Consider the following 25,208-nt stretch of genomic DNA (forward strand, 5'->3'; position numbering starts at 1 on the left):
GATAAACAAGTCTTACTTATGGAGATGATATAGATGATTAAAATATATTTAGAAAATGAAGAGCAAACAAGAGCTATAGGATTTAAATTAGGTAAACTTTTAACACCAAGAAGTGTAGTATGCTTAATAGGTGATTTAGGTGCAGGAAAAACTACTATGACTCAAAGCTTAGCACAATCTTTAGAAGTAGATGATTATATAACTAGTCCTACTTTTACAATAGTAAATGAATATGAAGGGAAAATGCCTTTATACCATTTTGATGTGTATAGAATTGGAAGTAGTGATGAAATGTATGATATAGGATTTGATGAGTATATAAATGGAGATGGAGTTTGTATAATTGAATGGGCAAACTTAATCGAGGATATACTACCAGACGAATATTTATATATAGAAATGAACTATAAAGAAAATGGAAGAGAAATGATACTAACTCCAAAAGGAGAAAAGTATGAAGAAATAGTTAAGGAGCTGACTAAGTAATGAAAATTTTAGGGATAGATACAGCTACACACTCAACAAGTGTATGTATTGTAGAAGATGATAAGTTAATATGTGAATACACAGTGAATACTAAAAAAACACATTCACAAAAACTAATGGTTATGATTGAATCAATGATAAAAGAAAGTGATTTAAATATAAAAGATATTGATGCAATAGCTATATGCATAGGCCCAGGATCATTTACAGGATTAAGAATTTCTATGGCTACAGCTAAGGCTATATCACAAGTTAGAAACCTACCAATAATATCTGTTGATTCACTAGAATCTTTAGCCTTCAACATGAATCTTTGTGAGAGAGTAATTTGTCCTATACTAGATGCGCAAAGAAACCAAGTGTACACAGGAAAATATAGATTTGAAAATGGAGAATTCAAAACATTAGAAGCTGTAAAAGTAGTTACAATAGATGAATTAGTAGATGAACTATCTAAATCAAATGAAGAGTTTATTATTGTTGGAGAAGCTACAAATTTATATAAAGAAAAACTTGATGAAGTTAAAAATTGTTATATAGCAGCTGTATCTAACAATGTAAGTAAAGCTAGTAGTTTATGTGCTGTAGCTGGAATTAAATTTAAAAAAGATGTAGATGTACATAATTGCTATACTATAAATCCGATGTACATAAGAAAGTCTCAAGCGGAAGTTCAGTATGAGGAAAAAATGAAGAGGCTAGAAAATGATAAATAATAATTTAATAATAAGAGATATGATAAGCAGTGATGTAGATGGAGTTTTTGAAGTTGAAAAGAATTGCTTTGAACATTACTGGTCTAAAGGTGAATTTGAAAAAGAGATGAAAAATGATGTTGCTAATTATTTAGTAGCAGAAATTGATAAAAAGATTGTGGGTTACGTAGGTATATGGTTTATAGCTGGAGAAGGTCATATAACAAATGTAGCTGTACATAGTGATTTTAGAGGACAAAAGATAGGTGATGAACTTATCAAGCATCTTGTTAAAAAATGCAAAGAAAATCACATATTTGCAATGACATTAGAAGTTAGAGTATCTAATGGAGTAGCTCAAAATTTATATAAAAAATATGGATTTAAATTAGCAGGGATAAGAAAAGAGTATTATAGTGACAATAAAGAAGATGCAATGATAATGTGGAGCCAATTAAAAGAGGTGTAATATGAAAAAAGATATAATAACATTAGCTATAGAATCTAGCTGTGATGAAACAGCATGTGCAATTTTAAAAAATGGAAGAGAAGTTTTAAGTAATATAATTTCTACGCAAATAGAATTACATAAAAAATTTGGAGGAGTTGTTCCTGAAGTAGCATCTAGAAAACATATAGAAAATATACCAATGGTAGTACAACAAGCATTGGATGAAGCAAATGTAACTTTTGATGATATAGATCATATCGCGGTTACTCATGGACCAGGATTAGTAGGAGCTGTTTTAGTAGGACTTTCATATGCTAAGGCATTAGCTTATACTTTAGATATTCCTTTAGTTGGAGTTAATCATATTGAAGGACACGTAAGTGCAAATTATATAGAAGATAAAAATTTAAAACCACCGTTTATAACTTTAATAGTTTCAGGTGGACATACGCACTTAGTAGAAGTTAAAGACTATGGTAAGTATGAAATTTTAGGAAAGACTAAAGATGATGCATCAGGAGAAGCCTTTGACAAAATTGCAAGAGCTATGAATCTAGGTTATCCAGGTGGACCTATAATAGATAAATTAGCTAAAAAAGGAAATAAAAAAGCAATAGACTTCCCAAGAGCTTGTATGGATGAAGGATATGATTTTAGTTTTAGTGGATTAAAATCAGCAGTTTTAAATTACTTAAATGCTAAGAAAATGAAGAATGAAGAAATAATAGTTGAAGATGTTGCAGCATCATTCCAAGAAGCCGTAGTAGAAGTTTTAGCAACAAAAGCTATAAAGGCAACTAAAGAAAAAGGATATAACACAGTTGCATTAGCGGGAGGGGTTGCTGCAAACTCTGCATTAAGAGAAAAGTTAACTTTAATGGCAAAGAAACAAAATATACAAGTTAAGTATCCATCAATTATATTATGTACAGATAATGCGGCTATGATTGGTTGTGCTGGATATTATAATTTTATAAACGGAAAAATTAATGATATGAGTTTAAATGCTGTTCCTAATTTAAAAATAGGTCAGTAGTAAAATCGGAGTGATTCAAAACTTTAGGCGCTCAGATACAATTATAAATTTTACTACCAAAGCTAAAATGAAGCTTTAAAGGTATTTAAAATTTACAATTGTATCTTTTGGGTAAATAATGTTTTGGATTAACTCCGATTTTTTTGTATACACAATTTGGGAAAATGTTTTCTTTGGTTTATAAAAATGTATATTTTTGTAATTATATATACAAAAAAGGATTAATAGATTGAATGATGTAAATTTGTAGCTATCATCGTCTAAATTTTTAGAACAATACTTTTTATAATAAAGTAAAAGTTAATATATAATTAAAAATAAGCGAGTAATCGGTTTTAAAATACATTTAATATATGCTTAAAGATGGGGGATTTTATGTTGAAGAAATATGAGGATATAATTAACAGCTATAATATAAATTTATTTAAAGAGGGGAAACATTTTAGAAGTTATGAATTTATGGGAGCGCATAAAGTACAAAAGGGAAAAGAAAAAGGAGTTACTTTTACAGTATGGGCGCCAAATGCAAATCAAGTATATTTATCTGGAGAATTTAATGATTGGAATAAAACCTCCCATCCTATGAAAAATTTAGATAAGAGTGGAATATGGAATATATTTATACCTAAAATGGATTTTAGGGATTTATATAAATTTAATGTTGTAGATAAAAACGGTAATAGTAAGTTAAAATCTGATCCTTTTGCATTTTATTCGCAAATGAGACCTGAAACAGCTTCAATTGTATTTGATATAGACAATTATTCTTGGAAGGATAAAAAGTGGATAGAAAAAAGAGAAAAGACAACATACAAGGATTTACCTATGAATATATATGAAGTTCACTTGGGATCATGGAAAAGAAAATGGGATGGAGAATTTTTTAGTTATGAAGAACTATATGAATTAATAGACTATGTATGTGAAATGGGATATACACATATAGAGATTTTACCAATAACAGAACATCCATTAGATGAATCATGGGGTTATCAAACCATAGGATATTATAGTCCTACTAGTAGATATGGGGATTGTACTAGTTTAATGAAATTTATTGATAGATGCCATAAAAAAGATATTGGAGTAATTCTAGATTTTGCATATAGTCATTTTTGTAAAGATGATCATGGATTATATAAATTTGATGGAACACCTCAATTTGAATATGAAGATAAGTTGAAAGCTGAAAATATTGGTTGGGGAACAGCTCATTTTGATTTAGGAAAACCTGAAGTGCAAAGTTTCTTAATATCTAATGCAATTTATTGGCTAGAAAAGTTTCATGTAGATGGTATTAGAATGGATGCGGTTGCAAGCATGCTTTACTTAGATTACGATATAGGTCCTTGGAAACCTAATAAATACGGTGGTAGAGAAAATATAGAAGCTATTGAGTTTTTAAGAATGTTTAATGAAGTTATTCATAAGGAGATAAAAAATCCAATTATAGTTGCGGAAGAATCCACATCTTGGCCAATGGTATCGGGACCTTCGTACAAAGGTGGATTAGCATTTGATAGTAAGTGGAATATGGGATGGATGAATGACACGTTAAAATATATGGAAATGGATTCTATATATAGAAAGCATCATCATGAGTTAATAACTTTTTCCTTTATGTATGCTTTTTCTGAAAACTTTATACTTCCATTATCTCATGATGAAGTTGTGCATGGGAAAAAATCTCTTTTAGATAAAATGCCTGGAGATCCATGGCAAAAATTTGCAGGAGTAAGATTACTTTATGCTTATATGATGTTGCATCCAGGAAAAAAATTATTATTTATGGGATGTGAATTTGCACAAGGATTAGAATGGAGATTTGCATATGGATTAGAATGGGAACTATTAATGAATGAACCACATAAATTAATGCAAACGTATACACGAGATTTGAATTTACTATACAAAAATGAAAAAGCTATGTATGAAATAGATGAACATAACTCAGGATTTGATTTTATAGATCCTCATAATATAGATCAAAGTGTAATTGTTATTATGAGAAAAGGTAAGAAGAAAGAAGATTTTATAATAGGAGTATTAAATTTCACACCAGTATTTCATCCTGAATATAGGATAGGAGTGCCATATGAGGGTGTTTATGAAGAAGTTTTAAGTAGTGATGATAAAGAATATTGGGGATCAGGACAAACTATGAAGGGTATAGATTTAGAATCAGAAAATATAGCATGGCATAATAAACAGTATTCTATAAATATAAAGGTTCCACCTATGGGAGCTACTTTTATAAAAGGTAAAAATATAAATATATTATAAATTTTATTAATTTAGTAGGGGGATTAGGAGTAAATTATGAAAAAAGAAATGATAGCAATGATATTAGCAGGGGGACAAGGATCAAGATTAGGAGTGTTTACTAAAAACATAGCAAAACCAGCAGTTTCATTTGGAGGTAAATATAGGATAATAGATTTTGTTTTGAGCAATTGCTCAAATTCAGGTATAGATACAGTTGGAGTATTAACGCAATATAGACCTTTATTATTAAATTCGCATATAGGGATAGGAAGTCACTGGGATTTAGATAGAAGAAATGGAGGATTATCAATACTTCAACCATATATGAATGAAAAAGAAGGAAACTGGTATAAAGGTACAGCAGATGCTATATACCAAAATATGAATTATATAGATAGCTATGATCCAGAATATGTTTTAGTTTTATCGGGAGATCATATTTATAAAATGGACTATAGCGATATGTTAGAAGAACATAAATCAAAAAATGCAGATGTAACAATTGCGGTAATGGAAGTTGACTGGGATGAAGCTAGTAGATTTGGAATAATGAATGCAAATGAAGATGGAAGTATATATGAATTTGAAGAAAAACCTGAAAATCCTAAGAGTAATTTAGCATCAATGGGAATTTACATATTCAACTGGGCAAAGATGAAAAGCTATTTTAAATCAGAAAAAGAGTACGTAGACTTTGGTAAAAATTTAATTCCTAAAATGTTAGATGATAAAGCTAGTATGTATGCATATGAATTTAATGGATACTGGAGAGATGTAGGAACTATAGAAAGTTTGTGGCAAGCAAATATGGATTTAATTAATCCGGGTAATGGGTTTAATTTAAACGATTCTAATTGGAGAATTTATACAGACACAATGGCTATGCCTCCACAATACCTAGGAAAAAATTCTAATGTAAAACAATCTATTGTTGTAGATGGATGCAGAGTTTTTGGAACTGTTGAAAATTCAGTTGTATCTCATGGAGTTAGTATAGGAGAGGGAAGTATAGTGAAAGATTCAGTAATAATGTCAAATGCAAAAATAGGTAAAAATGTGATCATAGAAAAGGCTATGATAGGAGAAGGTGCGGTAATAGAGGACGATTGTAAGATTTCTAGTGATGACGATAGTATAAGTATAGTATCTGAATTTGATGTTGTTTCTATGGAATTAGTATAGGGGGATTAAAAAATGAATAAAGAGTGTATGGGAATAATTAATTTAAATAGAAAAGGTGATAACTTAAAAGAACTAAGTGATTCAAGGGTAGTAGCATCAATACCTATAGGAGGAAGATATAGAATAATAGATTTTGCTCTTTCTAATATGGTTAATGCAGGTATGAAAAATATAGGTATTTTTTCAGACCAAAAATATAGATCTTTGACAGATCATTTAGGAAATGGTAGCCATTGGGATTTATCAGCAAAGAATGATGGATTATTTGTATTTAGTCCTGAAAATACTAAAAAACAAATTTGTAGAGCAATAAAAAAAGGAGACGTTCATAATGTTTTTTCTAATATAGACTATATAGAAAAAAGTAAGCAAGAATATGTACTTATATCTCCTAGTTATATGATTTGCAATATAGATTATAAAAAAGCACTAAACTATCATAAGTTGTCAGGCAACAACATAACTGTTATTTATAAAACTATAGATAATGCAGATGAAGATTTTTTAGGAACTACAAAATTAAATATAAATGATAAAAATCAAATTACTAGCATGGGAATAAATATAGGAAGAGAAAAGAACGCAGATATATCGATGGATATGTATATCATGAAAAAAAGCTTATTTATAGATATGATATATGATGCAGTATCACGAGGTGAATATGCACATATAGAAGATTGTATAAATGAAAATACAGAAGAGATAAGAATAGGAGCATATGAATATAAAGGATATTTAAAATGTATAAATTCTACTAAAAACTATTTTGAAGCTAATAAAGACTTATTAGATGTAGATGTAGCAAATGAATTATTTTATTCAGATAGAAAGATATATACAAAAGAAAAAAATGAGCAGCCTACACTGTACACAGAAACATCTAATGTGAAAAATTCATTTGTAGCTACGGGTTGTGTAATAGAAGGAGAAGTTCAAGATAGTATTATATTTAGAAAAGTTCATGTAAAAAAAGGAGCAGTTATAAAAAATTCTGTAGTTATGCAAAGTGGAAATATACAAGAAAATGTGAAACTAGATAATGTAATACTAGATAAAAATGTATTTATATCAAAAGATAAAGAATTAAAAGGAGATATTAAACTACCATTAGTAGTAGAAAAAAATGTGATTTTATAGAGGGGGATAAGTTTTGAGAGTTCTTTTTGTAACGGCAGAGTGTTGGCCTTTTGTAAAGACTGGGGGATTGGGAGATGTTTCTTATGCACTTCCAAAGGCTTTAAAAAGAGAAGGAGTTGATATAAGGGTTATAATGCCCAAGTATGTCAATATTCCTAAATATTTAAAAGATCAAATGAAAACAGTAGCAGTATTCAATGTAAACGTAGCATGGAGAAATCAATATTGTGGATTAATGGAACTAGATCTAGATGGAGTTAAATTTTACTTTATAGATAATGAATTCTACTTCAAAAGAGATGGAGAATATGCATATTTATATGGATATGACGATGATGTAGAAAGATTTACTTTCTTTAGTAATGCGGTACTAGAATCTTTAAAAAGAATAGATTTTTTCCCAGATGTAATAAATTTAAATGATTGGCACACTGGTATGATACCTTTATTTTTAAAAGAAAATTATAGTCAAGATGAAAGATATTCTGAAATAAAAACTATATATACTATACACAACCTTCAATACCAAGGTGTATTTTCAAATAAAAATATAGAAGATGTATTATCTATACCAAGACATTATTTAGATGATGGGAATATAGAGTATTACGGTGGTATCAACTTTATGAAATCCGGAATAGTATATTCAGATAAAGTAAGCACAGTAAGTCCTACTTACGCTAATGAAATACAAACAAAGTTTTATGGAGAAAGCTTAGATGGATTAATCAAATCTAACTCACATAAGTTAAAGGGAATTGTAAATGGAATTGATTATGAAATAAATAACCCTGAGACAGATAAAAATATAGTATGCAATTATAATATAAATTCAATAGGTGATAAAGTTAAAAATAAATTAGAATTACAAAAAATTCTTGGATTAGAAGTTAATCCAGATATTCCTATGATAGGCATAGTTTCTAGACTGGTATCTCAAAAAGGATTGGACTTAATATCATATATGATGCCAGAAATAGTAGGAGAAAATTTACAATTAGTAGTTTTAGGTACTGGAGAAGAACAATATCAATCTATGTTAAATTACTATTCAGGTAAATATCCAAATAAAGTAGTGGCTATATTAACATTTGATGCTGCACTTGCGCAACAAATTTATGCATCATCAGATATGTTTTTAATGCCATCTTTATTTGAGCCGTGTGGAATTGGGCAGATGATAGCAATGAGATATGGATCTATACCTATAGTAAGAGAAACAGGAGGATTAAAAGATACTGTAAAACCTTTCAATAAATATACAGGAGAAGGAAATGGATTTAGTTTTGCAAATTACAATGCACATGAAATGTTTTACTGTATTAAAAGCGCAATAGATACTTATAAAAATGATAAAAGTGCATGGTTAAAAATAGTTAAAAGTGCTATGAGTACTGATAGTAGTTGGGCTAAGTCCGCAAATGAATATATAAAAACGTATAATGAAATAGTTTGGCAAAGGAGTTGGTAATATTGACTCTCATAAATAGGGAGGAATTTAAGCTAGAATTTAAAAATCAAATGGATTTTTTATATAAACAAAGTATTGAAGAAGCTAACAATGAGCAGTTACTAAATACATTAGTAACTGTTCTTAAATCTAAAATAGCAAATACATGGAAAGAAAATAGATTAAAAGAGGAAAAGGAAGTTTACTATTTTTGCATAGAGTTTTTATTAGGAAGACAACTACAGTCAAATCTTTTAAACTTAGGAGTAATGGAGGAAGTAAGAGCTATATTAGCTACTATGAACATAAATCTGGATGATTTAATAGATGCAGAATCTGACCCTGCATTAGGAAATGGTGGATTAGGTAGATTGGCTGCATGCTTTCTAGATTCGATGGCATCTACTAAAATAAGTGGGCATGGTTATGGTATTAGATATGAATATGGATTGTTTGAACAAAAGTTTGTAAATGGTCACCAAGTTGAGGTCCCTGATAATTGGCTAAAAGAAGAATCCTATATTTGGGAAACTGTAAGACCAAATAAAGCGGTTATCGTTAAATTTGGAGGAGAAGTAGAACTTGTAAGTAATAATGGAAAGCTAAAGGCTATTCATAAAAATTATATACCTGTAATGGCTCTACCTTATGATATACCTATTATAGGGTATGAAAATAAGTATATAAATACATTGAGGCTATTTAAATCAGATATACCTAGAAAAGATTTTGAACCAATATTAAAAGATTCAAAAAACAGCTATGGTAGCTATCATGATGCACTCCAATATAGATATTACGTAGACGAGATATCACAAGTATTATATCCAAATGATTCTAATGATGCAGGCAAAATGCTAAGATTAAAACAGGAGTATTTTTTAGTTAGTGCAGGATTGCAGGATATATTAAGAAAGTGTAAAAAAAATAAAATCAATATTAATACGTTAAATAAAAAAATAGCTATTCATATAAATGATACTCATCCATCATTATGTATACCTGAATTAATGAGAATACTTATGGATGAAGAAGCTCTTGGATGGGATGAAGCTTGGGAAATTACAAAAAAATGCACTTCATATACGAATCACACCATAATGACAGAAGCCATGGAAAAATGGCAAATATCAATGATAAAAGAATTACTTCCAAGAATTTATATGATTATAGAAGAAATAAATAAAAGATATTTAAATAAGTTAAAAACTAAATATTCAAATGACAGTGAAAAAATAAATAAGATGGCTATTATTTATAATAATAATGTAAATATGGCTAATTTAAGTATAGTTGGAAGTAGCAGTGTAAATGGAGTTGCAGACCTTCATACTAAAATTTTGAAAAAAGAAGTATTGAAAGAATTTTATGAGGATGAGCCATATAAATTTAATAACAAAACAAATGGAATTGCTCATAGAAGATGGCTAATTTTATCAAACCCTCAGTTATCTAGTTTAATAACTAGTCTTATAGGTAGCGACTGGGAAAAGGACACTATGAAACTAAAGCAACTTGAAAAATATAAGAATGAAAAAAATGTATTACAGGAACTAGAAAAAATAAAATATAACAATAAGATAAACTTATCAAAAATTATAAAAGAAAGAAATAATATATCAATAGATCCAAATTCTATATTTGATATACAAATAAAAAGGCTACATGCATACAAACGACAACTTATGAATGCACTTCACATACTTCATTTATATCATGAATTATTAGATAATCCAAACCTAGACATAAAGCCAAGAACATTTATATTTGGAGCAAAGGCTGCTCCTGGATACTACTTTGCCAAATGCGTTATTAAATTTATAAATGAATTAGCTCAAAAAATTAATAATGATAAAAGAGTTAATGAAAAATTAAAAGTAGTATTTATAGAAAATTACGGGGTTTCATTAGCAGAAAAAATAATACCAGCTGCAAATGTAAGTGAACAAATATCAACAACTACAAAGGAAGCTTCAGGAACTAGTAATATGAAATTTATGATGAATGGAGCTATAACTTTAGCTACTTTAGATGGAGCAAATATAGAAATACATGAACAAGTAGGCGATGAAAACATAATAATTTTTGGGTTATCAGCAAATCAGGTGCTAGAATACAATAAGTTTGGAGGATATTCAGCAGCAGATATTTATTCTAATAATTTCTATATAAAGAGGGTTGTAGATGATTTAGTTAATGGATTCATACCAAATATAGGTGAAGAAGGTAGAGAAATATATAATTCTTTAATAACATATAATGATGAATTTTTTGTATTAAGAGACTTTGAGAACTATATAGAAGCACAGAAAAAAATAAATAATTTATATAAAGATAGATATAAGTGGAATGAAATTTCTTTAACAAATATAGCAAATTCAGGAATATTTTCAAGTGATAGAACTATAAATGAATATGCTAAGGATATATGGTATAAAAAATAAACAGTTCAAAAGATAAAAGGTGGGAGATCAAAATGAGTATAACATATAATTCTTGGTTAGAAAGTTATAAAAAGCCTTTCGGAGCTTTGGAATTAGGAGAAAAATTAAGTTTAAGTGTAAAAGCTACAGAAAATGTAAAAGAAGTATATTTAATTATAGAAAGAGATGGAAAAAATTTAGAAGAAATAAAAATGACAAAAGCATCCGATTGTATGTTTAACATATATAAATATGAATTTCAACAAGCAGATGTTTATTTTTACTTTTTTAAAACGATAGAAAGTATAAATGGAAATAACGAATTAAAGTACTATGGTAAGAGTAAAAGAAATGGTATATGCGAAGAAAATTTTGATATTGATAGTTTAAGTAAGTATCAAATTACAGTTAGTAAGAATACTAAATCTCCAGATTGGTTTAAAGAGGGAGTTTTATACCATATATTTGTAGATAGATTTAATAAAAGTGGTAAAATAAATAACCCTAAAAAGAATAGTTTTGTATATGCAAATTGGGAAGATACTCCTATGTATATAAAAAATAGTGAAAATGAAATATTTAGATGGGATTTTCATGGAGGAAATCTAAAAGGAATAATAAGTAAATTAAGTTATTTAAAAAATTTAGGGGTTAGCATAATATACTTAAGCCCTATATTTGAATCACAGAGTAACCACAAGTATGACACAGGAGACTATAAAAATATTGATCCGATGTTTGGAAATGAAGAAATATTTAAAGAGTTAATAAGTGAAGCAAATAAAAAGGGAATAAATATTATATTAGATGGTGTATTTAGTCATACAGGAGATGATAGCGTATATTTTAATAAGTATGGAAATTATGATTCTGTAGGCGCATATCAATCACAAGATTCACCGTATATTTCTTGGTACAAATTTGAAAACTATCCGCAAAAATATGATTGTTGGTGGGGGGTTAAATCTTTACCAAATGTAAACGAAACTGAAACTTCATATATTGACTATATTATAAAAGGTGATAACAGTGTAATAAAAAAATGGATGGGATATGGAGTTAAAGGATGGAGACTTGATGTAGCTGATGAATTACCTTCTAAATTTATAGAGGAGTTAAAGAATGAGACTTTAAAACTAGATAAAGAATCTATTCTTATAGGTGAAGTTTGGGAAGATGCATCTAATAAAATTAGTTATGATGAAAGAAGAAAATATCTTTTAGGTGACCAACTAAATGGGGTTACAGGGTATGTGTTTAAGAATATATTTGTAGATTTTTTAAATTATAAAATTGATTCAAATGATGTATACAATAGCCTTATGACTATAAAAGAAAATTATCCAAAAGAATCTTTTAAATCTAATTTAAATATATTAGGTACGCATGATACAAGAAGAATACTTACAGAATTAAATGAAGATAAAGAACTTCTTAAATTAGCGGTTGCTATACAAATGACTTTTGAAGGAGTGCCATATATATATTATGGTGATGAAGCAGGACTTTTAGGTGAAACAGATCCAGATAATAGAAGAACTTATCCATGGAAAAATGAAGATAAAGAAATTTTGAATTTCTATAAAAATATTATTAAGGATAGAAATAAAAATAAAGTGTTAACTTGTGGAGAGACTAAATTTTTAGAATTAGAAAATCCTAATGTATTTGGTTATGTAAGATATATTGAAGGTATAAATGATGATAATATTTTAGTTTTAGTAAATAGGTCAGAACGAGAAGAAGTTATAAAAATAGATATGAAAGAATGTCTTAATAGTAAATATACAAATCTAGTTGATGGGCTTATCCAGGTAAATTATGATAATGTTGAATTTAAACTAGAGCCTAAATCACATAAGTTAGTTAAATTAGAAAAAGCTAATAATTAATCTAAATCACAATAAAGAAAATTTCTTTATTGTGATTTTTTAGTTGGTTATATGAGTGTGCTAGATATAAATATATAAATTTTACTCCCAAAGCAAAGAGATGCTTTAAAGGTCGTTAAAACTTATATATTTATATCTTGATAGGGCATCATAAAATCACTAGTAAAATATGAATAATAAAAGAGGTACTATTATAAAATTATTTTATAATAGTACCTTTTTATTTACTTAAAAATATCGAAGTTGGAAAATATTATTGTTGAAGTAGCGTTAAAGGCTACGTTTTATCGGTCTTTCAGCGAATGAAACAATGATATTTTCCAATGAGCACTACCTAATCAATTTCTTTTACAATATTAGCAACCCATCTTTTAGATAGAGCCCTAGGAACACCAAATATGAACTTAACAATCTCTTCAGAGTAAGTAAGAAGGACAAGTACATAAATAGGAGCTCCTTTAATTGCAAATATAAAAGTAAGAGGAAGCGATACTAACCACATACATCCCAATTCTAAAAATAAAGAATACTTAGTATCTCCACCACTTCTTAAAATACCTATAATTAAAAGCGTATTAAAAGATTTTAGGCCCATTAATAATCCCATAATAGCAAATATTTTAATAATATCAGGTGCTAGATTATCTGAAACACTAAACATTTTAAGTAGAGTCGGTATGTTTAGTATAAGAAGTATACCAAATAGAGTTCCTACTATAAAAACTATTTTAGAAAACTTTTTAGCATAATCAATAGCAACTTCTTTATTATCAGCACCAAGTTCATTACCTAGCATAATAGATGCGCCGATAGCAACGCAAACAGCTGTCATAATAAAGAAATTTCCAGTACTAGTAGCTATTTGACTAGCTGCAATTGCAGAAGTACCAGCTTTTGCATAAGCAACAGAATATAAAACTGTACCTATTGCCCATCCACTATCATTTAATAATATAGGTGTACTTTTTTCAAAGAAAGCATTTATAAACTGTTTATCTATAGACTTTAAATTTTTAATAGTAAACTTTAAAACATAATCTTTCTTTATGATATATACATATCCTATTAAAAGTGAAAACTCTATAAATCTAGCTATAACAGTTGCTATGGCAGCTCCACGAACTCCTAATGCAGGTAATCCTAAATTTCCAAAGATTAATCCGTAATTTAATACAATGTTACTTATAAGTGCAATTGCACTACAAATCATTCCAAGCTTAGGATTTCGAATACTTCTAGACCCCATACTAAATACAGTACTAACTGCTATTAAAGGATAACAAAAAGCGATAATGCTAAAGTATTGAATACAAAGCTTAACTACCTCAGTATCATAAGAGAAAAAATGAATTATGAACTTAGGAAATATAAAAGCAGGCATAAAAAATAATAGACCTAATATTATTCCAAGTAAAACATTTAATCCGGTAACCTTTTTTATATTATTTGCATCATTTTTCCCAAAAAACTGAGATATAAATAAACCAGCTCCACCTGTTAATCCAGATAAAGTCATATTAAATAAGAAAAAGTATTGGTTAGCAACTCCTATTGATGCTACGGATGCTTCTCCTAAGCTACTTATCATTACTGTATCTATAATGTTTACAGAAGTTGATATAAGGTTTTGTATTATTATAGGAATACAAAGTGAAACTAGTAATTTATAAAATTTCTTATTTTCATCATTTAAATTAAAAATATTTGTCAATCAGACACCCCCTTAAATTTAACATCTATAATATGTTAATATAAAAAGCATATATATATCAACTAATTTATTATATAAATTTCAGAATTATCAAAAATAAAGAACAGCCTACATTAGCTGTTCCCATTCTTCATATAAATTATTTAATCTATCTTCTAAAGAAGACTTACTTTGACTAACTTCTTTAGATTTTTCAGGATTAGAATATATTTCTTCTTGGCACATAAGAACATTAAGTTCTTCGATTTCAAGTTCTATTTCTTCAATTTCCTTTTCTATGTTCTGCCTCTTGACTCTAGCTTTTTTCTCTAACTCTCTTTGTTCTCTTTCTTTTCGTTTTTCATCTTTTAATTGAGTCTTCGTTTTTTCCTCAGTTGTTTCTATAGAGCTCATCTCTAAAGTTTGCTTTTTCTTATCCATATAATAATTATAATTACCTAGATATTCTGTTATTCCATCAGAATCAAGAACAAGTATTTTATCAACAACTGTGTTTAAGAAATATCTATCATGAGATATTGTAAATAAAGTTCCTGTATAATTTAATAAAGCTTCTTCAAGAACTTCTTTAGAGTCTATATCAAGGTGATTTGTAGGCTCATCTAGTAATAAAAAGTTAGAATTAGATAAAATTAATTTCAATATAGCAACTCTAGCTCTTTCTCCACCACTTAGTGTAGATATTTTTTTAAAGACTTCTTCATCTTCAAATAAAAAAGATCCTAACATATTTCTAAGGGTGGTTTGATTTAGACTAGGGTGATCATTCCAAATTTCATCAATAATAGTATTATCTAGGTTAAGAGTTTTTTGCTCTTGGTGGAAGTAGTCTACATGAACATTTGCACCAAGTTTAGCAGTACCAGTTAACGGTATTATTTCATTCATTATTATTTTAAATAAAGTAGACTTTCCTATTCCGTTAGCTCCTATTAAAGCAACTTTTTCTCCTCTGTATATATTAAAGTTTATGTCCTTAAATAGGATTCTTTCACCATAACCCATAGAAAGATCTTCTACTTGTAAGACATCATTACCACTAGATACAGAAGGACTAAATTGAATACTAGCTTTTTTTCTGAACACATCAGGTTTATCTAATACATCAACTTTATCTAACATCTTCTCTTTACTTCTAGCCCTTTTTAAATGTTTTTCTCTTCCGTAAGCTTTTAATCTATCAATTGATTCTTCTTGTTTTTTAATTTCTTTTTGTTGGTCTTCATATTTTTTAACTTCTAATTCTTTTTCTACTTTAGATAACTCTATAAATTTAGAGTAATTTCCATTATATGTTTTAAGTCTTTTATTATGAATTTCAAATACTCTATTTACAACTTGATCTAGGAAATATCTATCATGAGATATGATAATTACTGTTCCTTTATATTGCTTTAAGAATACCTCTAACCATTCGATGGCATCTGAGTCAAGATGGTTAGTTGGTTCATCTAGAAGTAGAAGTGAAGGGTTTTTTAGTAGTAGCTTAGAAAGTAAGACTCTGGTTTTCTCTCCTCCAGATAATATATTTATTGGAGTTTCCATATCAGAATCAGAAAAACCTAGCCCTTTTAAAATACCTTTTACTTCTGATTTATAACCATAACCATTTAGTTCAGAGAAAAGTTCTAGCTTTTGAGAATACTCATTCATAAGTTTATCTAGAATCTTTGAGTTAGGGTTAGAACCTTCTTCTGCTATTTTAATTTCTAAATCTCTTATATAGTTTTCCATATCCATTAAATCAGAAAAAACTTCTAAAACTTCTTCATAGATAGTTTTTTCCGATTGGAAATTTGTATTTTGTTCAAGATATCCTATTTCTACACCTTTACCAAGATATATATCTCCGCTATCATACCCATAAATACCAGAAAGTACTTTAAATAAAGTAGTTTTACCCGTTCCATTTACGCCTATAATACCAACCTTATCGCCTTCATTTACAGTGAAGCTAATATTTTCTAATATAGTATCTATTCCAAAACTTTTATTTAAGTTATTACACGACAAAACAATCATAAAATTATACCTCCTTTAAACTATCTAAAATTATAATGTTTTGGTATAATATAATCAAGGATATATGCATTTTGTTAAAAAAATAGCATATTATATAAAACAGGGATAATGAATATATAGGAGGTGATGAGATGAGTAATAAAAATATTTCTATGGCTGTAATAAGAAGATTACCTAAATATCACAGATACTTAGGAGATTTGTTAGATAGAGATATACAAAGAATATCTTCTAAAGAATTAAGCGATATAATTGGCTTTACAGCATCTCAAATAAGACAAGATTTAAACAACTTTGGTGGATTTGGACAGCAGGGATACGGATATAATGTCGAAGAATTATATAATGAAATAGGTAAAATATTAGGTTTATCTAGAACTTATAATTCTATAATAATTGGGGCTGGAAACTTAGGACAAGCAATAGCTAATTATTCAGGTTTTACTAAAGCAGGGTTTAAGATAAAAGCTTTATTTGATGCAAACCCAAGAATGATAGGATTAAAAATTAGAGATTTTGAAATATTAGATTCTGATGACATCGAGGAGTTCGTAGCTGAAAATGATATCGATATAGCGATATTATGTATACCAAAAAATGGGGCGCAAGAAGTTGTCGATAGATTAGTTAAATCAGGTATAAAAGGAGTTTGGAACTTTGCACCGTTAGATTTAGAAGTACCAAATGATGTTATAGTTGAAAATGTAAACTTAACTGAAAGTTTATTTACTTTATCATATCTTATGAACGAAGATAAATAAATTAAAATAAAAAAGCTACCTACAAAATAGGTAGCTTTTTTATTTTAATTTATTATTATTCTGGTTGTGGAGCATCTACTGGACAAACTCCGTTACAAGCACCACACTCTATACAAGTATCTGCATCTATAACATATTTGTCATCTCCAGCTGATATACAGCTAACTGGGCACTCAGCTTCACAAGCACCACAGCTTATACAAGCATCATTAATTTTGTAAGCCATTTTCAATCTCCTCCTAAAATATGTAAAATTATGTTCATTAGTATTATAACAAAAAAAAATATATATAACAATAATTAGAATACATACAAAAAAACAAACATATTACATAAACCGATTTATTTTGACAAATGTATAAGTTATAATATGTTTAGGGCTTATTACTTTTATGGAGGTAGATAGATGAAAAAAAAGATTAATAAAAAGAAGCTAGCACTATTGATATCTGGAACAATCATTTTAGTGGTAGCTATTTGTATGCTTATTTTTAAAATTGTTGTAGGAAGTAATAAAATTAAAGATATTAATGAACAATCAAAGAAAGTTGATGAAGTAACAGAGGTAAAAAAGGAAAGCATAACTATTAATTTTGTAGGGGATATAACTATGGGGAATTATAAAGGAGCTTCATATTATGGGTCTTTTGATAATGAGTTTGAAAATCAAGGGCAAGATTATGGATACTTTTTGAAAAATGTTAAGAAAATTTTTGAAGAGGATGATTTAACGGTAGCAAATTTAGAAGGTCCTTTAACTAGTGCGAGTAATGCAAAAGTTAAAAAATTTGCATTTAAAGGAGATCCTTCTTATGTAAATATACTTAAAGAAGGTGGAATAGATGCTGTAACATTAGCAAATAATCACTCGGAGGATTATTTTGACGAGGGTATGAAACAAACTAAATTTATATTAAAAGAAAATAATATAGATTATTTTGGTTTAGGAGAGAAAAGTATAGTAGATGTTAAAGGTGTAAAGGTCGGATTATTAGGTTACAATGGTTGGCCTGAAAATTATAATGAAGAATTTTTAAATAACATGAAAAAAGATATACAAAGTATGAAAAAAGAATCGAATGTAGTATTTGTATATTTCCATTGGGGAACAGAGCGACAATATTATCCTGATCAAGTTCAAAAAGATTTCGCACATTTTGCTATAAATAATGGAGCTGATGGGGTGTTAGGAAGTCATCCTCATGTTATGCAAGGAATAGAAGAGTATAAAGGAAAGTATATTGCATATAGTCTAAGTAATTTCTGTTTTGGAGGTAATAAAAACCCTCAAGATAAAGATACTTTTATATACAAACAAACATTTAATTTTGAAGACAGCAAACTGATAAGTATAAACAAACCTGAAATTATACCTTGTTCTATATCATCTGAAAGTAATGTTAATAATTATCAACCAACACCACTAAACGGAGCAGAAGCAGATAGAGTAAAAAATAAATTGAAAAATATAAGCGAAGGCTTAAACAAATAGATTATAAAAAACTTATTTAATTATTGGATCTTTTCAAAATTGAATAAGTTTTTTTAATTAGGAAAACTTTTTCAAAAAATATGTTTAACTATTAACAATGTATGGTATATATAAAAAGAATTACCATAAAAATAAATTTAGGGGGAAGTAATTTATGTCTTGTGTTAGTTGTAAAATGTGCGAAAGTGCAGATAAAAGGTTAGAAAGTTTTGTAGCGTCGAAGGATGTTGAAACGGCATTCCATAGAACTGAAGATCAAAAAATTAAATGTGGTTTTGGACTTCAAGGTGTATGTTGTAGATTATGTGCAAATGGACCATGTAGAATAACGCCTAAATCTCCAAGGGGAATTTGTGGAGCAGATGCTGATACAATAGTTGCTAGAAACTTTTTAAGAGCAGTTGCAAGTGGAGCTGCATGTTATCTGCATGTTGTTGAAAATACAGCTAGAAACTTGAAAAAATTAGGTGAAGATAAAGGAATAATAAAGGGAGAAAAGACAATAGATGAATTAGCTGAAATATTTGGGGTTGAAGCTAATGATAGACATGAAAAATGTATAAAAGTTGCACAAAAAGTTTTAGATGATTTATATAAATCTAGAGATGAGAAAATGGAGTTAGTAGAGAAAATAGCTTATGCTCCAAGAGTTAACAAGTGGAAAGAAATAGGAATAATGCCAGGAGGAGCTAAGTCAGAAGTTTTTGATGCGATAGTTAAGTCATCTACAAATTTAAATAGTGACCCTGTTGATATGCTTATAAACTGCTTAAATTTAGGAATATCTACAGGATTATATGGACTTACACTAACTAATCTTTTAAACGATGTTATTTTAGGAGAGCCAGTTATAAGAACTGCACCTGTAGGATTTAGAGTTATAGATAAAGATTATATAAATATAATGATAACAGGACATCAACATTCAACATTTGCTCACTTCCAAGATAGATTGAAAGATGAGGATGCTGTTAAATTAGCAAAAGAAGCAGGAGCAAAAGGGTTTAGATTAGTTGGATGTACTTGTGTAGGGCAAGATTTACAGTTAAGAGGTGAGCACTATCAAGAGGTATTTGCGGGTCATGCTGGAAATAACTTTACAAGTGAGGCTGTACTTTCTACAGGAGCAATAGATATGATTGCATCTGAATTTAACTGTACTATACCAGGGATAGAGCCTATAGCAGATAAATATAAAGTTAAAATGGTTTGTTTAGATGATGTAGCTAAAAAAGTTAATGCAGAATATGTACCATTCGATAGAGAGAATATAGAATCAATTTCAGAAAAATTAATAAATGAAGCCTTAACAAGCTATAAATCAAGAAGAGGGGAAGTTGAAATAGACATACCTAGTGACCACGGACATGATGTTTCATTAACAGGTGTAAGTGAGAAGAACTTAAAGGCATTTTTAGGGGACTCATGGAAACCTCTTATAAACTTAATTGCAGAAGGTAAAATAAAAGGAATAGCAGCAGTTGTTGGATGTTCAAATATGACAGCAAAAGGACACGATGTATTTACTGTAGAATTAACTAAAGAGCTTATAAAAAGAGATATAATCGTTTTATCTGCAGGATGTTCAACTGGAGGCTTAGAAAATGTTGGATTAATGTCTCCTGGAGCTGAAGAATTAGCAGGTGAAAATTTAAAAGAAGTTTGCAAATCTTTAGGAATACCACCAGTATTGAACTTTGGACCATGTTTAGCTATAGGAAGACTTGAAATAGTTGCTACTGAAATCGCTAAAGAATTAGGAATAGATATACCTCAGCTTCCACTAATTTTATCTGCACCTCAATGGTTAGAAGAACAAGCTTTAGCAGATGGAGCATTTGGATTAGCTTTAGGGTTGCCTCTTCATTTAGCATTACCGCCATTTATAACAGGTGGCAAATTAGTTACACAAGTTTTAACTGAAGGGTTAAAGGACATAACTGGAGGTCATGTTATAGTTGATTCAGAGGTTGTATCTTCAGCTGATACATTAGAAAAGATAATTATAGATAGAAGAGAAAAATTAGGCTTAAAGGATGTGGAATGTTATGCATAGGATTCTAATTAATAAAGAATTATGTACCGGATGTAAGAGTTGTGTTTTAGCATGCATGTTAAGAAACGATTTACAAAAAGATATGTACTCTTTAGATTTAGAAGACCTAGATAACGAAAGTAGAAACCACATAGAGTTAAATAAATTTAATAATCCGATTCCTATTATTTGTAGGCATTGTGAAACTCCAGAGTGTGTACTTACATGTATGAGTGGAGCTATGACAAAAAATAAAGAAACTGGAATAGTAAGTTATGACAAAGATAAGTGTGGAGTTTGTTATATGTGCGTTATGGCATGTCCATATGGACTTTTAAAGCCTGACGATAAAACAAAACAAACTATTTTAAAATGTGATATGTGTGAAAGTATAGGATATCCCAAGTGTGTAGCTAATTGTCCAACTGGAGCAATAACGCTACAAGAGGAGGTAAAAAATGAATTATGTAGTTCTGGGTGCTAGTGCAGCAGGCATTAACGCTATAAAAGTATTAAGGGAGTTAGATGAAAAAGCTAATATAACATTAATATCAAAAGATGAACACATTTACTCAAGATGTATGTTGCATCATATTATATCTGAACATAGAACATTAGATAGCTTAAACTTTGTAGAAACTAAATTTGATGAAAAATATAATATAAGTTGGAAAAAGTCATGCACTGTAAATAATATAGATATAGAAAATAAAGAAGTATCTATACTAGAGACTGGTGAAAAAGTTAAATATGATAAACTATTAATTGCAACAGGCGCATCATCAGCTATGCCTCCTATAAAAAACTTAAAAAAAGCAAAACATGTGTATGGACTTAGAAATATAGAAGATGCTTATGAAATAAAAGAAAAAGCAAAGGATTGTAAAAAAATAGCCATATTAGGAGCTGGGCTTGTAGGAATAGATGCTCTTATAGGGTTATTAGAATATAAAAATTTAGATATATCTGTAATATATAGAGAACCTTTTATACTAAATAGGCAGTTAGATGAATACTCTGCATCAGTATATGAAAATAAATTTAAAGAATTAGGTGTGAAATTCTTTAAGGGTGCAAGTGTTAATGAAATTTGCATGGATAATAATGAAAATATAATTGGAGTCGTATTAGATGATGAAACTTATATAGAATGTGATATGGCAATTGTAGCAACAGGGGTTATTCCAAATGCTGAATTTATAAATAAAGAGTTTATAAGTTATGAGAGAGGAATAATCATAGATGAGAATTGCAAAACTACTGCAAAAGACATATTTGCGGCAGGTGATGTTGTTGGTAAAAATGCAATTTGGCCTTTAGCTGTGAAGCAAGGAATAGTAGCTGCCTACAATATGGCTGGAAGAGAAGAAAAAATAGATGATTCATTTGTATACAGAAACACAATGAATTTTTTAGGTATACCTACAGTTTCGCTAGGTATAGTTGATATGGAAGAAGACTGTATCGTAAATGTTAGAAAAGATGAAATAGGGTATAAAAAGTTTATAATAAAAGATAATGTTATTAAAGGAGTGATAGTTCAAGGAGATATATCTTATGTAGGGGCTCTTACTCATTTGATAAAAAATAATATAGAAATACCAGATTTAGAAAAAAGAATTTTTGAAATAGGATATGCAGATTTCTTTTCTGTTAAAGGAAATGGAGAGTTTTGCTATAATATATAATTAAGGGAGTGTCTCAAAATAGTATAGTGTGAAAGAATGAATATAAGTTTTGCTCCTAAAGCTGAAAAGATGCTTTGAAAGTCGCTAAAACTTATACTTATTCTATCCCTACTTATTTTGAGACACTCCTTTTTAAATATATATTATAGGAGTGTAAATATGAAGGTTTATGCATTAGTAGGAGAGAGTGGTTCTGGAAAAAGTTATAAAGCATTAGAGTTAGCCTATGAAAAAAATATAAACTATATAATAGATGATGGAATTTTAATTTTTAAGAATAAAATAATTGCTGGAATATCAGCAAAACAAGCAAGTACCAAAATTCAGGCAGTTAAAAGAGCTATATTTCACGATGAAAACCATAGAAATGAAGTGAAATTTAAAATAGTGGAAGAAAATATAGAGTCTATTTTAATAATAGGAACATCAGATAAAATGGTAAATCAGATAGCTAGTAAATTGAATTTAGGTAAAATATATAAAACTGTTTATATAAATGAAATATCGACACAAGAAGAAATAGATATTGCGAAAGAGTGGAGAAGTAAAGGAAATCACATAATACCTCTTCCGACATTAGAGGTTAAATCTATTGCTAGTGGACTTAGTATAAATCCGATCAAAAAATTATTTAAAAGAGAAAATAAAGAATCTATATTAGTTGAAAAAACTATTATTAGACCGACATTTAGCTATATGGGAAATTTTTATATTAAAAAAAATGCAATAAATCAAATAATATTTTTTGAACTATCAAAATTTGATTACATAAGCAAAATTAATTCAGTAAAATTTAACAATAAAAAAGGAAATTTAGAAATATTTATTATTTTAGAATTGGATTTATTTAACTGTATTGAAACTATTTTTAAGCTTCAAGAACATATAATAAAGGCATTGTATGATGTTACTTTAATAAATGTAAGTAGGCTAGATATAAGAGTAAACAAGATAAAAAGTGTTAAATAAAAAACTAATATAAATTTTATACAAATACATAAAAAACTGTGCTATAATCAAACTGTAAGTGGAGGAAATCATTTTCCGACAAATAACAAAGGGGATTTAAAAAATTAAAATATTTTTAAGGGGGCTTTTAAAATGGCTGAAAAAACTTTAAATGTTCTAGAGATAGCAAGATCTCAAGTAAAAACTGCTTGCGATAAATTAGGGGCAGATCCAGCAGTATATGAAATATTAAAAAATCCAATGAGAGTGTTAGAAGTATCATTCCCAGTTAAAATGGATGATGGGACTGTAAGAACATTTACAGGATATAGATCACAACATAATAATGCTTGTGGACCATTTAAAGGAGGATTAAGATTCCATCCAGCAGTTTGTATGGACGAGGTTAAAGCTTTATCTACTTGGATGACTTTCAAGTGTTCAGTAGTAGGAATACCTTATGGTGGAGGTAAAGGTGGTATGGCCATCGATCCTACAGAATTCTCTCAAGCTGAGTTAGAAAGAATATCTAGAGGATTTGCTAAGTCAATAGCTCCAATAATAGGAGAAAAAGAAGATATACCAGCTCCAGATGTTAATACAAATGGACAAATAATGGCTTGGATGGTTGATGAATATGCAAATGTTACAGGAGAATTCCAACCAGGAGTATTTACTGGAAAACCAGTTGATTTCTATGGATCTTTAGCTAGAAATGAAGCTACAGGATATGGAGTTGCTACAATTGCAATGGAAGCAGCTAAGAAAAAAGGAATAGATGTATCAAATGTTACTGTAGGACTTCAAGGATTTGGTAATGTTGGAAGCTTCGCTGGTATGTACATAGATGAAGCAGGAGCTAAAGTAATATATGTAGAAGATCATACAGGAACTATATATAATAAAGATGGAATAGATATGAAAGCTTTAATGGCTTACAATAAAGAACATAGATGTATAAAAGGATTCCCAGGTGCAGAAGCTGTTGACCAAAGTGTAATAACTGCAGAAGTTGACGTATTAATGCCTTGTGCACTAGAAAATCAAATAACTTCAGCAAATGCTGGAGATATAAAAGCTAAAATAGTATGTGAAGGAGCTAATGGACCAACTACTCCAGAAGCAGATAAAATACTATTTGAAAAAGGAATAACTTTAGTACCAGATATATTAGCTAATAGTGGTGGAGTTACAGTTTCTTACTTTGAATGGGTTCAAAACTTAATGAGATACAACTGGAGCTTTGACGAAGTTCAAGAAAAACAGAGAGCTTTAATGAAAAAAGCATTTGAAGAAATATGGGCATTAGCAGGAGACCACAATGTTGAAATGAGAACAGCTGCATACATGATGTCAATTAAGAGAATAGCTGATGCTATGAAATTAAGAGGATGGTATACAGAAGCTCCTGTTAAAGAAGATGCTAAGAAAGAAGCTACATCTTTAGCTTAATAAATAATATTAAAATAAATAAAATTTAGAATAAAAAAAGTGTACATTTAATCAGTCTTATACTGATTAAATGTACACT

General features: G+C 28.9%; 20 protein-coding genes. 17 read left to right on the forward strand and 3 right to left on the reverse strand.

Going from position 1 to position 25,208, the window contains the following annotated elements; all coding sequences use genetic code 11:
* The first annotated feature begins 33 nt into the window (after window positions 1-33).
* From tsaE to GFJ41_RS14135, 10 genes are all read left to right on the forward strand, one after another.
* A complete protein-coding gene (tsaE, locus tag GFJ41_RS14090; RefSeq protein WP_170075679.1) occupies window positions 34-486 on the forward strand; it encodes a tRNA (adenosine(37)-N6)-threonylcarbamoyltransferase complex ATPase subunit type 1 TsaE in 453 nt (150 codons plus the stop codon).
* A complete protein-coding gene (gene tsaB / locus GFJ41_RS14095) occupies window positions 486-1,202 on the forward strand; it encodes a tRNA (adenosine(37)-N6)-threonylcarbamoyltransferase complex dimerization subunit type 1 TsaB (protein WP_170075680.1) in 717 nt (238 codons plus the stop codon). Before tsaE ends, tsaB begins: the two co-directional genes overlap by 1 nt.
* Window positions 1,192-1,650, forward strand: a complete 459-nt coding sequence (gene rimI / locus GFJ41_RS14100; RefSeq protein WP_226890268.1) for a ribosomal protein S18-alanine N-acetyltransferase — start codon at window positions 1,192-1,194, stop codon at window positions 1,648-1,650. The genes tsaB and rimI overlap by 11 nt, the downstream gene beginning before the upstream one ends.
* A 1-nt stretch (window position 1,651) precedes the next feature.
* Window positions 1,652-2,668 (forward strand): tRNA (adenosine(37)-N6)-threonylcarbamoyltransferase complex transferase subunit TsaD, encoded by a 1,017-nt coding sequence (tsaD, locus tag GFJ41_RS14105; protein WP_021428234.1) that lies wholly within the window; start codon window positions 1,652-1,654, stop codon window positions 2,666-2,668.
* A gap of 375 nt (window positions 2,669-3,043) precedes the next feature.
* Entirely contained in the window at window positions 3,044-4,951 is a 1,908-nt protein-coding gene (gene glgB / locus GFJ41_RS14110) for a 1,4-alpha-glucan branching protein GlgB (protein ID WP_170075681.1), read from the forward strand.
* A gap of 36 nt (window positions 4,952-4,987) precedes the next feature.
* Window positions 4,988-6,115: a glucose-1-phosphate adenylyltransferase gene (locus tag GFJ41_RS14115; RefSeq protein ID WP_206001565.1), complete on the forward strand. Its 1,128-nt coding sequence runs from the start codon at window positions 4,988-4,990 to the stop codon at window positions 6,113-6,115.
* Between the two features lie 12 nt (window positions 6,116-6,127).
* Window positions 6,128-7,255 carry a glucose-1-phosphate adenylyltransferase subunit GlgD gene (gene glgD, locus GFJ41_RS14120; RefSeq protein WP_170075682.1) on the forward strand — a complete coding sequence of 376 codons (1,128 nt, stop codon included), beginning with the start codon at window positions 6,128-6,130 and terminating at the stop codon, window positions 7,253-7,255.
* 13 nt (window positions 7,256-7,268) lie between these two features.
* Window positions 7,269-8,726, forward strand: a complete 1,458-nt coding sequence (gene glgA, locus GFJ41_RS14125) for a glycogen synthase GlgA (protein ID WP_170075683.1) — start codon at window positions 7,269-7,271, stop codon at window positions 8,724-8,726.
* A 2-nt stretch (window positions 8,727-8,728) separates the two neighbouring features.
* Entirely contained in the window at window positions 8,729-11,149 is a 2,421-nt protein-coding gene (locus GFJ41_RS14130; protein WP_170075684.1) for a glycogen/starch/alpha-glucan phosphorylase, read from the forward strand.
* A 32-nt stretch (window positions 11,150-11,181) separates the two neighbouring features.
* On the forward strand, window positions 11,182-13,020 hold the full coding sequence (locus tag GFJ41_RS14135; protein WP_170075685.1) for a glycoside hydrolase family 13 protein: 1,839 nt from the start codon (window positions 11,182-11,184) through the stop codon (window positions 13,018-13,020).
* Between the two features lie 334 nt (window positions 13,021-13,354).
* Here the strand turns inward: GFJ41_RS14135 and GFJ41_RS14140 are convergent, their stop codons facing one another.
* Together GFJ41_RS14140 and GFJ41_RS14145 are read right to left on the reverse strand one after the other, a co-directional pair.
* On the reverse strand, window positions 13,355-14,731 hold the full coding sequence (locus GFJ41_RS14140; protein WP_170075686.1) for an MATE family efflux transporter: 1,377 nt from the start codon (window positions 14,729-14,731) through the stop codon (window positions 13,355-13,357).
* Between the two features lie 108 nt (window positions 14,732-14,839).
* Window positions 14,840-16,753: an ABC-F family ATP-binding cassette domain-containing protein gene (locus tag GFJ41_RS14145; RefSeq protein ID WP_035117680.1), complete on the reverse strand. Its 1,914-nt coding sequence runs from the start codon at window positions 16,751-16,753 to the stop codon at window positions 14,840-14,842.
* Between the two features lie 131 nt (window positions 16,754-16,884).
* Between GFJ41_RS14145 and GFJ41_RS14150 the strand changes: the two genes are divergently transcribed.
* The gene (locus GFJ41_RS14150; RefSeq protein WP_021428264.1) at window positions 16,885-17,514 is read left to right on the forward strand and encodes a redox-sensing transcriptional repressor Rex; all 630 of its coding nucleotides are present in this window, start codon (window positions 16,885-16,887) and stop codon (window positions 17,512-17,514) included.
* Between the two features lie 55 nt (window positions 17,515-17,569).
* Here the strand turns inward: GFJ41_RS14150 and fdxA are convergent, their stop codons facing one another.
* The gene (fdxA, locus tag GFJ41_RS14155; protein ID WP_021428309.1) at window positions 17,570-17,740 is read right to left on the reverse strand and encodes a 4Fe-4S ferredoxin; all 171 of its coding nucleotides are present in this window, start codon (window positions 17,738-17,740) and stop codon (window positions 17,570-17,572) included.
* A 180-nt stretch (window positions 17,741-17,920) separates the two neighbouring features.
* Here fdxA and GFJ41_RS14160 point away from each other — a divergent pair, with 180 nt between their 5' ends.
* From GFJ41_RS14160 to GFJ41_RS14185, 6 genes are all read left to right on the forward strand, one after another.
* Window positions 17,921-19,006, forward strand: a complete 1,086-nt coding sequence (locus GFJ41_RS14160) for a CapA family protein (protein ID WP_226890269.1) — start codon at window positions 17,921-17,923, stop codon at window positions 19,004-19,006.
* Window positions 19,007-19,160: 154 nt separating this feature from the next.
* Window positions 19,161-21,062: an anaerobic carbon-monoxide dehydrogenase catalytic subunit gene (gene cooS / locus GFJ41_RS14165; RefSeq protein ID WP_170075687.1), complete on the forward strand. Its 1,902-nt coding sequence runs from the start codon at window positions 19,161-19,163 to the stop codon at window positions 21,060-21,062.
* Between the two features lie 55 nt (window positions 21,063-21,117).
* The gene (locus GFJ41_RS14170; RefSeq protein ID WP_332841157.1) at window positions 21,118-21,525 is read left to right on the forward strand and encodes a 4Fe-4S dicluster domain-containing protein; all 408 of its coding nucleotides are present in this window, start codon (window positions 21,118-21,120) and stop codon (window positions 21,523-21,525) included.
* Window positions 21,500-22,729, forward strand: a complete 1,230-nt coding sequence (locus tag GFJ41_RS14175) for an NAD(P)/FAD-dependent oxidoreductase (protein WP_170075688.1) — start codon at window positions 21,500-21,502, stop codon at window positions 22,727-22,729. The genes GFJ41_RS14170 and GFJ41_RS14175 overlap by 26 nt, the downstream gene beginning before the upstream one ends.
* A gap of 159 nt (window positions 22,730-22,888) precedes the next feature.
* Window positions 22,889-23,698, forward strand: coding sequence for an ATP-binding protein (locus GFJ41_RS14180; RefSeq protein ID WP_035117673.1), 810 nt, complete (start codon window positions 22,889-22,891; stop codon window positions 23,696-23,698).
* Window positions 23,699-23,830: 132 nt separating this feature from the next.
* Window positions 23,831-25,129 (forward strand): Glu/Leu/Phe/Val family dehydrogenase, encoded by a 1,299-nt coding sequence (locus GFJ41_RS14185; RefSeq protein WP_052169250.1) that lies wholly within the window; start codon window positions 23,831-23,833, stop codon window positions 25,127-25,129.
* The last annotated feature ends 79 nt before the right edge of the window (window positions 25,130-25,208 follow it).

This window comes from Paraclostridium dentum, from assembly GCF_012922555.1.
GTDB classification, from domain to species: Bacteria; Bacillota; Clostridia; order Peptostreptococcales; family Peptostreptococcaceae; genus Paraclostridium; species Paraclostridium dentum.

What these genes read in the sequence shown, in the direction of transcription:
- tsaE (WP_170075679.1), top strand. Translation starts at nt 34, where the DNA reads ATGATTAAAATATATTTAGAAAATGAAGAGCAAACAAGAGCTATAGGA.
- tsaB (WP_170075680.1), top strand. Translation starts at nt 486, where the DNA reads ATGAAAATTTTAGGGATAGATACAGCTACACACTCAACAAGTGTATGT.
- rimI (WP_226890268.1), top strand. Translation starts at nt 1,192, where the DNA reads ATGATAAATAATAATTTAATAATAAGAGATATGATAAGCAGTGATGTA.
- tsaD (WP_021428234.1), top strand. Translation starts at nt 1,652, where the DNA reads ATGAAAAAAGATATAATAACATTAGCTATAGAATCTAGCTGTGATGAA.
- glgB (WP_170075681.1), top strand. Translation starts at nt 3,044, where the DNA reads ATGTTGAAGAAATATGAGGATATAATTAACAGCTATAATATAAATTTA.
- GFJ41_RS14115 (WP_206001565.1), top strand. Translation starts at nt 4,988, where the DNA reads ATGAAAAAAGAAATGATAGCAATGATATTAGCAGGGGGACAAGGATCA.
- glgD (WP_170075682.1), top strand. Translation starts at nt 6,128, where the DNA reads ATGAATAAAGAGTGTATGGGAATAATTAATTTAAATAGAAAAGGTGAT.
- GFJ41_RS14135 (WP_170075685.1), top strand. Translation starts at nt 11,182, where the DNA reads ATGAGTATAACATATAATTCTTGGTTAGAAAGTTATAAAAAGCCTTTC.
- GFJ41_RS14145 (WP_035117680.1), bottom strand. Translation starts at nt 16,753, where the DNA reads ATGATTGTTTTGTCGTGTAATAACTTAAATAAAAGTTTTGGAATAGAT.
- GFJ41_RS14150 (WP_021428264.1), top strand. Translation starts at nt 16,885, where the DNA reads ATGAGTAATAAAAATATTTCTATGGCTGTAATAAGAAGATTACCTAAA.
- fdxA (WP_021428309.1), bottom strand. Translation starts at nt 17,740, where the DNA reads ATGGCTTACAAAATTAATGATGCTTGTATAAGCTGTGGTGCTTGTGAA.
- GFJ41_RS14160 (WP_226890269.1), top strand. Translation starts at nt 17,921, where the DNA reads ATGAAAAAAAAGATTAATAAAAAGAAGCTAGCACTATTGATATCTGGA.
- cooS (WP_170075687.1), top strand. Translation starts at nt 19,161, where the DNA reads ATGTCTTGTGTTAGTTGTAAAATGTGCGAAAGTGCAGATAAAAGGTTA.
- GFJ41_RS14170 (WP_332841157.1), top strand. Translation starts at nt 21,118, where the DNA reads ATGTTAAGAAACGATTTACAAAAAGATATGTACTCTTTAGATTTAGAA.
- GFJ41_RS14175 (WP_170075688.1), top strand. Translation starts at nt 21,500, where the DNA reads ATGAATTATGTAGTTCTGGGTGCTAGTGCAGCAGGCATTAACGCTATA.
- GFJ41_RS14180 (WP_035117673.1), top strand. Translation starts at nt 22,889, where the DNA reads ATGAAGGTTTATGCATTAGTAGGAGAGAGTGGTTCTGGAAAAAGTTAT.
- GFJ41_RS14185 (WP_052169250.1), top strand. Translation starts at nt 23,831, where the DNA reads ATGGCTGAAAAAACTTTAAATGTTCTAGAGATAGCAAGATCTCAAGTA.